Annotated in this window: 8 protein-coding genes and 4 pseudogenes; 11 read left to right on the forward strand and 1 reads right to left on the reverse strand. The window is 67.6% G+C overall.

All coding sequences use genetic code 11. From position 1 onward, the window contains the following. The first annotated feature begins 9 nt into the window (after window positions 1-9). The 5 genes and pseudogenes from efp (BN4332_RS03100) to BN4332_RS03120 form a co-directional block, all read left to right on the forward strand. Window positions 10-573 (forward strand): elongation factor P, encoded by a 564-nt coding sequence (efp, locus tag BN4332_RS03100; RefSeq protein ID WP_066897122.1) that lies wholly within the window; start codon window positions 10-12, stop codon window positions 571-573. Then, a complete protein-coding gene (gene nusB, locus BN4332_RS03105; RefSeq protein ID WP_066897123.1) occupies window positions 566-1,048 on the forward strand; it encodes a transcription antitermination factor NusB in 483 nt (160 codons plus the stop codon). Before efp (BN4332_RS03100) ends, nusB (BN4332_RS03105) begins: the two co-directional genes overlap by 8 nt. Before the next feature lie 261 nt (window positions 1,049-1,309). Then, complete coding sequence (locus BN4332_RS03110; protein ID WP_066897136.1) at window positions 1,310-2,065, forward strand: GntR family transcriptional regulator; 756 nt, start codon at window positions 1,310-1,312, stop codon at window positions 2,063-2,065. Then, window positions 2,062-2,289 carry a 4Fe-4S dicluster domain-containing protein gene (locus BN4332_RS03115; RefSeq protein ID WP_066897124.1) on the forward strand — a complete coding sequence of 76 codons (228 nt, stop codon included), beginning with the start codon at window positions 2,062-2,064 and terminating at the stop codon, window positions 2,287-2,289. Before BN4332_RS03110 ends, BN4332_RS03115 begins: the two co-directional genes overlap by 4 nt. 9 nt (window positions 2,290-2,298) lie before the next feature. Beyond that, a pseudogene (locus BN4332_RS03120) lies at window positions 2,299-3,603 on the forward strand (ABC transporter substrate-binding protein); the annotation flags it as partial. Here BN4332_RS03120 and BN4332_RS03125 read toward each other — a convergent pair. Beyond that, a pseudogene (locus BN4332_RS03125) lies at window positions 3,577-4,056 on the reverse strand (B-4DMT family transporter); the annotation flags it as partial. The pseudogenes BN4332_RS03120 and BN4332_RS03125 sit on opposite strands and share 27 nt — an antisense overlap. A 33-nt stretch (window positions 4,057-4,089) precedes the next feature. Here BN4332_RS03125 and BN4332_RS03130 point away from each other — a divergent pair. The 6 genes and pseudogenes from BN4332_RS03130 to BN4332_RS03155 all read left to right on the forward strand — a co-directional run. Next, window positions 4,090-5,175 carry a M24 family metallopeptidase gene (locus tag BN4332_RS03130; protein WP_066897121.1) on the forward strand — a complete coding sequence of 362 codons (1,086 nt, stop codon included), beginning with the start codon at window positions 4,090-4,092 and terminating at the stop codon, window positions 5,173-5,175. A gap of 24 nt (window positions 5,176-5,199) precedes the next feature. Further along, the gene (gene efp, locus BN4332_RS03135; protein ID WP_066897122.1) at window positions 5,200-5,763 is read left to right on the forward strand and encodes an elongation factor P; all 564 of its coding nucleotides are present in this window, start codon (window positions 5,200-5,202) and stop codon (window positions 5,761-5,763) included. Beyond that, a pseudogene (nusB, locus tag BN4332_RS03140) lies at window positions 5,756-6,142 on the forward strand (transcription antitermination factor NusB); the annotation flags it as partial. The gene efp (BN4332_RS03135) and the pseudogene nusB (BN4332_RS03140), both read left to right, overlap by 8 nt. An 8-nt stretch (window positions 6,143-6,150) precedes the next feature. Next, window positions 6,151-6,918, forward strand: a pseudogene (locus BN4332_RS03145) (ABC transporter permease); the annotation flags it as partial. Then, window positions 6,915-7,676, forward strand: coding sequence for an ABC transporter ATP-binding protein (locus tag BN4332_RS03150; RefSeq protein ID WP_066897127.1), 762 nt, complete (start codon window positions 6,915-6,917; stop codon window positions 7,674-7,676). The pseudogene BN4332_RS03145 and the gene BN4332_RS03150, both read left to right, overlap by 4 nt. 5 nt (window positions 7,677-7,681) lie before the next feature. Further along, window positions 7,682-9,700, forward strand: a 2,019-nt coding sequence (locus BN4332_RS03155) for a fumarate reductase/succinate dehydrogenase flavoprotein subunit (protein WP_066897137.1), incomplete at its 3' end; no start/stop codon positions are given.

Consider the following 9,700-nt stretch of genomic DNA (forward strand, 5'->3'; position numbering starts at 1 on the left):
TACACCCTCATGGCATCGACTGCCGACTTCAAGAACGGGCTCGTCCTGCAGATCGACGGACAGCTGTGGCAGATCGTCGAATTCCAGCACGTCAAGCCCGGCAAGGGCCCGGCCTTCGTGCGGACCAAGCTGAAGAACGTGGTGTCCGGCAAGGTGGTCGACAAGACCTACAACGCCGGTGTGAAGGTGGAGACCGCCACCGTGGACCGCCGCGACGCCACCTTCCTGTACCGCGACGGCAACGACTTCGTCTTCATGGACTCCGAGGATTTCGAGCAGCACCCGCTGTCGGAAGAACTGGTCGGCCGCGCCGCGGGCTTCCTCCTGGAGAGCATGCCGGTGCAGATCGCCTTCCACGAGTCCGCTCCGCTGTACCTGGAGCTGCCGGTCTCGGTAGAACTCGTGGTGAGCCACACCGAGCCGGGTCTGCAGGGCGACCGCTCCAGCGCGGGCACCAAGCCCGCCACGATGGAGACCGGCGCCGAGATCCAGGTTCCGTTGTTCATCAACACCGGTGACAAGCTCAAGGTCGACACCCGCGACGGCAGCTACCTCGGCCGCGTGAATGCCTGATCGGCGCGGCGACCGGGGCCGTCACCAGGCCCGCAAACGCGCCGTCGATCTGCTCTTCGAAGCCGAGGCGCGTGGTCTGACACCGGAAGCGGTGGCCGACGGTCGTGCCGCGCTGGCCGAGGACCAGGACGACGTCACCCCGCTCAACCCGTACACCGTGTCGGTGGCTCGGGGCGTGACCGAACACGCCGCCCACATCGACGATCTCATCTCCGCGCACCTCCAGGGCTGGACACTGGAACGGCTGCCCGCCGTGGATCGGGCCATCCTGCGGGTCGCGGTGTGGGAACTGTTGCACGCCGAGGATGTTCCCGAGCCCGTCGCGGTCGACGAGGCCGTCGAGCTGGCCAAGGAACTCTCCACCGACGAGTCGCCCGGTTTCGTCAACGGGGTCCTCGGTCAGGTGATGCTGGTGACCCCGCAGATCCGGGCTGCGTCGCAGGCCGTGCGGGGCGCTGGAACGCAAGAGAACTGACCGGCTCCGCCGGCAGCAGAACAGATCAGCTGGACGGGGAGCGCCTACGGGCGCTCCCCGTTGCGGTTCTCACTGGTGGTCGCGACACTTTCGCTCACCGCGATTTGTAAATTCTTCGACCGTCGCCGGTGGCGCAATACCGCCGCGGCCGGTGGTTTGGCCAGGTACGGCGGATTTTGGGGCGGCGTAATCAGTTAACCTGCGACGACGCCGCTTTCGTCGCCCTGCGAGGCCGGTCAGATCGCCCTTACCGTGTTGTGCGTGTCGCAGCCCGAAGTCACCCCCGTATCGCTGCCGAGTCGCCGCGCCCGCGCCGACCAGGCCCGCCAGGTGGCCGATGTGCTGCGCCACCAGATCTACGAGGGCGCCTATGCCGGTTCCCTGCCCACCGAAACGGAGCTGGCGGCGGAATTCTTCGTGTCCCGCAACGCCATTCGCGAAGCCCTCGCCGTGCTCAAGAACGAGGGCCTGATCGACCGGGGTACCAAGGTGGGCACCCACGTGGCGGCCCGCAAGTATGACCACGGCCTCGACGCGTTGGTGGGGCTGAAGGAGACGTTCAAGGATTACGGCGACGTCCGCAACGAGGTGCGCGCGGTGCAGCACCTCTCCGCCCCGCCCGCGGTGGCCCGCAAGCTGGCGCTGGAGCCCGGCGCGCAGGTGGTGTTCATCGAGCGCCTGCGGTACCTGGCCGACCTGCCGCTGTCGCTGGACCTGACCTACCTGGCGCCCGACATCGGGGATCAGGTGATCGCGCACTCGTTGGAGAACAACGACATCTTCGCCCTCATCGAGCGAGTCAGTGGCCGCCGCCTGGGCGGGGCAAGCCTTGCCCTGGAGGCGATTTCGGCCGACCCGCATTCCGCCGCGACGCTGCAGGTGCCCGACGGGTCGGCGCTGCTGATGGCCGAACGGCTGACCAGTCTGGACGACGGCAGGCCCGTCGACCTGGAGTACATCAGGATGCGCGGTGATCGAATCACCATGCGCGGCAACCTCGTAAGGAGAGATGCATGACGCTGGTCAATCAGCGGACCGACGTTCCGGTGACGATCGACGAATCCCTGTGTATCGAGGGTTGCACCCTGTGCGTCGACGTGTGCCCGATGGATTCACTGGCCATCAACCCCGACAACGGCAAGGCCTACATGCACGTCGACGAGTGCTGGTATTGCGGCCCCTGCGCCGCCCGGTGCCCCACCGGTGCGGTGACCGTCAACATGCCCTATCTCATCCGCTAGAGGAGCGAAGTGAAATCAGCCCTGATCGCCCTCGCCGCCGGTCTCACCCTTACGACCGCAGGCTGCTCCCTGGATTCGGCCTCCAGATCGGCCGACACCGTCGACGTCGTCGTCGGCTATCAGTCCAAGACCATCAACACCGTCACCGCGGGAACCCTGTTGCGCGCCCAGGGTTACCTGGAACGCCGGCTGGAAGACATCACCACCCGCACCGGCACCAAGTACAACGTGACATGGCAGGACTACGACACCGGCGCCCCGATCACCGCGCAGATGGTCGCCGAGAAGATCGACATCGGTTCGATGGGCGACTATCCGATGCTCATCAACGGGTCGAAGACCCAGGCCAACGAGCGCGCCAGGACCGAGATCGTCTCGGTCACCGGGTACAACCCGAAGGGCGCGTTGAACATGGTGGTGGTGACGCCGGATTCACCGGCCAAGTCGCTGACCGACCTGGCCGGTGAGAAGGTTTCGGCCAGCGTGGGTTCGGCCGGCCACGGCATGCTGGTGCAGGCCCTGGGCAAGGCCGGGGTGGACGCCAAGACCGGGGTCGAGGTGCTCAACCAGCAGCCGCAGGTCGGTGCCTCATCGCTGGAGTCCGGTCAGGTTCAGGCCCTTTCGCAGTTCGTGGCCTGGCCCGGGCTGTTGGTCCACCAGGGCAAGGCCAAGCTGCTCTACGACGGGGCGGAGCTGAACTATCCGACCCTGCACGGTGTGGTGGTGCGCCGGGCGTACGCGGCCGATCATCCCGAAGTGCTCGACGCGTTCCTTCAGGCCCAGCTCGATGCGACCGACTTCCTCAACACCAAGCCCCTGGAGGCGGCCCGGATCGTCGCCGAGGGCAGTGGGCTGCCGCAGGAGATCGTCTACCTGTACAACGGCCCGGGCGGCACCTCGTTCGACACCACGCTCAAACCGTCGCTGATCGATGCTCTCAAAGGCGATGTGCCCTACCTGAAGTCGATCGACAACTTCGCCGATCTCGATGTCGCCGGCTTCGTCCAGGACGGGCCGTTGCGGGCCGCGTACGCGGCGCGAGGCCAGGACTATGACAAGGCGCTGCACTCGAACGCCAACCCGTCGGCACTGGGCGGTACCGATCCGGTGTGCCACGTCCCGGTCGACGATCCCGCCACCGCAGGCGAACTGTGGCTCGACGGATCGGACACCACCACAGCCGCCGCCACGCCGGTGTGCCTGCTCAAGGCGGTCCGGCAGGCCGAAGGCGAGGGCAAGAAGGTCCGTGCCGCCTACGTCGCCGACGCCGAACTCGGCACCCGGTGGTTCGCCGACAAGGCCGTGTGGGTGCGCCTGCCCGGGCCGGGCACCGAGGGCTATNGGCGGGGCGTTGCGGTCGACCAGCCACCGGCCCACCGTCACACCGCCCACGCCGAGCAGGAAGACCAGCAGCGCGGTGAACGCCGCGAACGTGGTCACCTCGTTGAGCAGCGCATCGGTGTAGAGGCTTTTGTAGAACAACCCGATGAACCACGACACGGCGCCGCTGACGATGCCGGCGAACAGACCGGCGATCAGCCAGGTCATGGCCAGGTCGGCGCGGCGGTCCGGGTCCGGGTTGCTTCGGGCGTCCGACTTGCCGTCGAGCACACCCCAGATCAGCACCCCGATTCCGAACAACGTGACCAGCCCCAGGCTGAACCACGTGGCGTTACCCGGCGAGGCGTTGATCAGTGCTCCCTGCAGTAAGCGCACGATGACCATCGCTGTTGCGAACACCACTCCGCGCAGTAACCACTTGCTCATGGGGGCACACTGTAGCGAGTAGCGTCACAGACCGTGACTATTTCCCAGCGCAGGGACCGGCTGCGGCGGCGACTGGCCGACTCCGGCCTGGATGCGATGCTGGTAACCGACCTGGTCAACGTGCGGTATCTGTCCGGATTCACCGGGTCCAACGCGGCGCTGCTGATCCTGGCCGAGGACGCCACGCCGGTCTTGGCCACCGACGGCCGGTACCGAACCCAGGCTGCGCAGCAGGCGCCGGATGCCGAGGTGGTCATCGAGCGGGCGTGCGGCTCACACCTGGCAGGCCGCGCGGCCGGCGCCGGGGCGATCCGTTTGGGGTTCGAGAGTCATGTCGTCACCGTGGACGCCTACGGCGCCTTGAAGAAGGCCGCGGGCGACGGGGTCGAGTGGGTCCGGGCGGCCGGCACCGTGGAGGCCCTGCGTGAGATCAAGGACGCCGGTGAGATCGCGATCCTTCGGTTGGCCTGTGAGGCCGCCGACGCCGCGCTCGCCGATCTGGTGGAACGCGGTGGCCTGCGGCCCGGGCGCACCGAGCGTCAGGTGCGCAACGAGCTGGAAGCGCTGATGCTCGAACACGGGGCCGACGGCCCGTCGTTCGAGACGATCGTCGCCACCGGGGCCAACTCGGCCATTCCGCATCACCGCCCCACGGATGCGGTACTGGCCGCCGGCGACTTCGTGAAGATCGACTTCGGCGCGCTGGTGGCCGGCTATCACTCCGACATGACCCGCACGTTCGTGCTGGGACCGGCCGCCCCATGGCAACTCGACATCTACGATCTGGTGGCCACCGCGCAGCAGGCCGGATGCGAGGCACTGGCCCCCGGTGTTTCGCTGAGCGCGGTGGACGCGGCGTCACGCCAGGTCATCGCCGATGCGGGGTACGGCGACCACTTCGGTCACGGCCTCGGGCACGGCGTCGGGCTACAGATCCATGAAGCGCCGGGAATCAATGCCGCTGCCGCCGGTACACTGCTTGCTGGCTCTGCGGTCACCGTTGAGCCAGGTGTCTACTTGCCCGATCGCGGCGGTGTCCGGATCGAGGACACCCTGGTCGTCGGAGAGGCGGCACCCGACCTGCTTACCCGGTTCCCCAAGGAACTGGCCATTTTGTGACAGAAACTTAGGAGCTACACCCTCATGGCATCGACTGCCGACTTCAAGAACGGGCTCGTCCTGCAGATCGACGGACAGCTGTGGCAGATCGTCGAATTCCAGCACGTCAAGCCCGGCAAGGGCCCGGCCTTCGTGCGGACCAAGCTGAAGAACGTGGTGTCCGGCAAGGTGGTCGACAAGACCTACAACGCCGGTGTGAAGGTGGAGACCGCCACCGTGGACCGCCGCGACGCCACCTTCCTGTACCGCGACGGCAACGACTTCGTCTTCATGGACTCCGAGGATTTCGAGCAGCACCCGCTGTCGGAAGAACTGGTCGGCCGCGCCGCGGGCTTCCTCCTGGAGAGCATGCCGGTGCAGATCGCCTTCCACGAGTCCGCTCCGCTGTACCTGGAGCTGCCGGTCTCGGTAGAACTCGTGGTGAGCCACACCGAGCCGGGTCTGCAGGGCGACCGCTCCAGCGCGGGCACCAAGCCCGCCACGATGGAGACCGGCGCCGAGATCCAGGTTCCGTTGTTCATCAACACCGGTGACAAGCTCAAGGTCGACACCCGCGACGGCAGCTACCTCGGCCGCGTGAATGCCTGATCGGCGCGGCGACCGGGGCCGTCACCAGGCCCGCAAACGCGCCGTCGATCTGCTCTTCGAAGCCGAGGCGCGTGGTCTGACACCGGAAGCGGTGGCCGACGGTCGTGCCGCGCTGGCCGAGGACCAGGACGACGTCACCCCGCTCAACCCGTACACCGTGTCGGTGGCTCGGGGCGTGACCGAACACGCCGCCCACATCGACGATCTCATCTCCGCGCACCTCCAGGGCTGGACACTGGAACGGCTGCCCGCCGTGGATCGGGCCATCCTGCGGGTCGCGGTGTGGGAACTGTTGCACGCCGAGGATGTTCCCGAGCCCGTCGCGGTCGACGAGGCCGTCGAGCTGGCCAAGGAACTCTCCACCGACGAGTCGCCCGGTNGTGGCCCCATCGTCTGCTGCGGCTGGCGTCGGTGGTGACCGCCGTCGTCCTGTGGCAGGTGCTGACCGCCAACGACGTTCGGCTGGGGCTGCGGTTCGACACCCTGCCGACCGTCACCGAGGTCGCCGCGACCCTGCTGCACCGGCTCGGCACCCCTGAGTACTGGCTGGACCTCGGCCAGTCGCTGATCCGCATCCTCACCGGCTTCGGCATCGCCGCGGTAATCGGGGTGATCACCGGAATCCTGTTGGGGCGCACCGCGCTGTTCGCCGACATCTTCGGTCCGCTCACCGAACTGGCCCGACCCATCCCGGCGATCGCGATGGTGCCGGTGGCCATACTGCTGTTCCCGAGCGATGAGGCAGGCATCGTGTTCATCACGTTCCTGGCGGCGTATTTCCCGATCATGGTCAGCGTGCGTCACGCGGTCCGTGCCCTTCCGACCATCTGGGAGGACTCGGTGCGCACCCTCGGTGGCGGCCGCCTCGATGTGCTGCGGCAGGTGGTGTTGCCGGGCATCCTGCCCGGACTGTTCGGTGGGCTGTCGGTAGGCATGGGGGTGGCCTGGATCTGTGTGATCTCGGCCGAGATGATCTCGGGCCGGCTGGGTGTGGGCTACCGCACCTGGCAGGCCTATACGGTGCTGAACTATCCGGACGTGTTCGTCGGCATCATCACGATCGGGGTGCTCGGATTCGTCACCGCCGCTGCGGTCGAACTCATCGGCCGCCGCGCCACCCGATGGCTGCCCCGCGGTGAGGAGAATACGCGATGAGCCCCACCGGCACCGTGACACGGACGGCCACCGGTATGCGGCTGGAACTCGATCGAATCCGATTGTCCTACACCGGTGCTCCGGTGATCGACAATCTGAGCCTCACCGTCGAGCCGGGCGAGATCCTGGTGCTCACCGGTCCGTCCGGCTGCGGTAAGTCCACATTGTTGCGCGCGTTGACGGGACTGCTGCGGCCCGACGGCGGCCGGGTCCTGGCCGACGGCCACCCGGTCACCACCACCTCCCGCGACCGCGGCATGGTGTTCCAGGACAGTGCCCTGCTGCCGTGGCGCACCGTGCGGTCCAATATCGAACTGGCGCTGCAACTCCGCGGCGAGCCGAAGGCCGGCCGCCGTGAGCGGGCCGACCGCTGGATCGACGAGGTCGGACTGACCGGGTTCGCCGATTTCCTGCCGAAGAGCCTGTCGGGCGGGATGCGGCAGCGGGTCCAGCTCGCTCGCGGCCTGGCCGGCGCTCCCCGCGCGGTGATGATGGACGAGCCGTTCGCGGCGCTGGACACCCAGACCCGGGCGGCCATGCAGCGCTTGCTGATCGACACCTGGCAGGCGCATCCGACGACCATCGTGTTCGTCACGCACGACGTCGACGAGGCCATCACCCTCGGTGACCGTGTCGCCGTGCTCGGCCGTGCCGGACAACCGCTGCGTGCCCTCCTCGAGGTGGGCCAGCCAAGAACCGACCATCCCGAACGATCCGCGCTGCGCGCCGAGATCATTGCCGCCCTGGAGCAACCTTGACCGAACTGATCGAACACACCCATGCCGCCCCGGATGTTTCGCAGGCGATCCGGATCGACTGCGACGTCCTGGTGATCGGCGGCGGCACCGCGGGCACCATGGCCGCACTGACCGCCGCCGAGAACGGCGCGCAGGTGCTGCTGTTGGAGAAGGCGCATGTGCGGCATTCCGGTGCCCTCGCCATGGGCATGGACGGCGTCAACAACGCCGTCATCCCCGGCAAGGCCGAGCCCGAGGACTACGTCGCCGAGATCACCCGCGCCAACGACGGAATCGTCAACCAGCGCACGGTGTATCAGACCGCGACCCGTGGCTTCGCCATGGTGCAACGGCTCGAGCGCTACGGCGTCAAGTTCGAGAAGGACGAGCACGGCGAATACGCCGTCCGGCGCGTGCACCGGTCGGGCTCCTATGTGCTGCCGATGCCCGAGGGCAAGGACGTCAAGAAGGCGCTGTACCGGGTGCTGCGGCAACGGTCGATGCGCGAGAAGATCCGCATCGAGAACCGGTTCATGCCGGTGCGGGTGCTGACCGATGGGGGCAGGGCGGTCGGTGCGGCCGCATTCAACACCCGCACGGGCGAATTCGTCACGGTTGCCGCCAAGGCCGTGATCCTGTCGACCGGGGCGTGTGGGCGGCTCGGGCTGCCGGCGTCGGGCTACCTGTACGGCACGTACGAGAATCCGACCAACGCCGGTGACGGCTACGCCATGGCCTACCACGCCGGGGCGGAGCTGTCGGGGATCGAGTGCTTCCAGGTCAATCCGCTCATCAAGGACTACAACGGCCCGGCGTGCGCGTATGTGGCCAACCCGTTCGGCGGCTATCAGGTCAATGCGCTGGGGGAGCGGTTCGTCGACTCCGACTACTGGTCGGGGCAGATGATGGCCGAGGTCAAGGAGGAGATCGAATCGGCGCGCGGGCCCATCTACCTCAAGGTCAGTCATCTGCCCGACGAGACGATCACGACGCTGGAGAACATCCTGCACACCACGGAACGGCCCACTCGCGGCACGTTCCACGCCAATCGCGGACACGATTACCGCACCCATGACATCGAGATGCACATCTCCGAGATCGGTTTGTGCTCAGGGCATTCGGCGTCAGGCGTGTGGGTGGACGAGCACGCCCGCACCACGGTACCCGGGCTGTATGCGGCCGGCGATTTGGCCTGCGTGCCGCACAACTACATGATCGGGGCGTTCGTCTACGGCGATCTGGCCGGTGAACATGCCGCCTCGACACTGGCCGAGGTGCCCGCACCGGCCAAGCTTCCCGCCGACCAGGTGGCCGCGGCGCACGAGCTCATCTACCGGCCGCTGCGGCAACCGGACGGCCCGCCCCAGCCCCAGGTCGAGTTCAAGCTGCGGCGGTTCGTCAACGACTATGTGGCGCCGCCGAAGACCGCGACCAAACTGTCGATCGCGGTGCAGACGTTCGAGCGGATGACTGCCGAGGTCGAGGGCATCGGCGCCCGCACGCCACACGAGCTGATGCGGGCCGCCGAGGTATCGTTCATCCGCGACTGCGCCGAGATGGCCGCCCGGTCCTCGCTCACCCGCACCGAATCCCGTTGGGGCCTCTACCACGAACGTGCCGACCTGCCGGAACGCGACGACACGCAGTGGCGATACCACCTCAATCTCTACAAGGGTGCCGACGGAGAAATGCGCTTCGTGAAGCGTCCGGTGGCACCGTATTTCGTCGCGGTTCCCGAGCTCGATCACCTGACCTCGCACGACCCGGTGACCTCTGTCGAGCAGCCGCATCTGCACGGCGGCCGCGCACCGGCTGCCGAACGGTCCCGGGTGCGCCCCGCGGCCTCGGCTCAACCGCCGTCGCCGCGCATCGCGGCCGTGCTGGCGCTGGAAGAGCCGTCGCTGGCCGACCTGAAGCCTTACCTTGCCGATACCGACGCCGGGGTTCGCCGCACGGCGGTCGCCACGCTCGTCGAGCATCTGCCCGACGGATATCAGCCCGCGCTGGTGACCGCACTCGCCGATGACGACGCCGGGGTGCGGCGC

The organism is Mycolicibacterium houstonense, assembly GCF_900078665.2.
GTDB lineage: Bacteria > Actinomycetota > Actinomycetes > Mycobacteriales > Mycobacteriaceae > Mycobacterium > Mycobacterium houstonense.

Bases quoted from the DNA above. Each gene is read 5' to 3' on its own strand.
- BN4332_RS03150 (WP_066897127.1), top strand. From the start codon at position 6,915: ATGAGCCCCACCGGCACCGTGACACGGACGGCCACCGGTATGCGGCTG.
- efp (WP_066897122.1), top strand. From the start codon at position 5,200: ATGGCATCGACTGCCGACTTCAAGAACGGGCTCGTCCTGCAGATCGAC.
- BN4332_RS03115 (WP_066897124.1), top strand. From the start codon at position 2,062: ATGACGCTGGTCAATCAGCGGACCGACGTTCCGGTGACGATCGACGAA.
- nusB (WP_066897123.1), top strand. From the start codon at position 566: ATGCCTGATCGGCGCGGCGACCGGGGCCGTCACCAGGCCCGCAAACGC.
- efp (WP_066897122.1), top strand. From the start codon at position 10: ATGGCATCGACTGCCGACTTCAAGAACGGGCTCGTCCTGCAGATCGAC.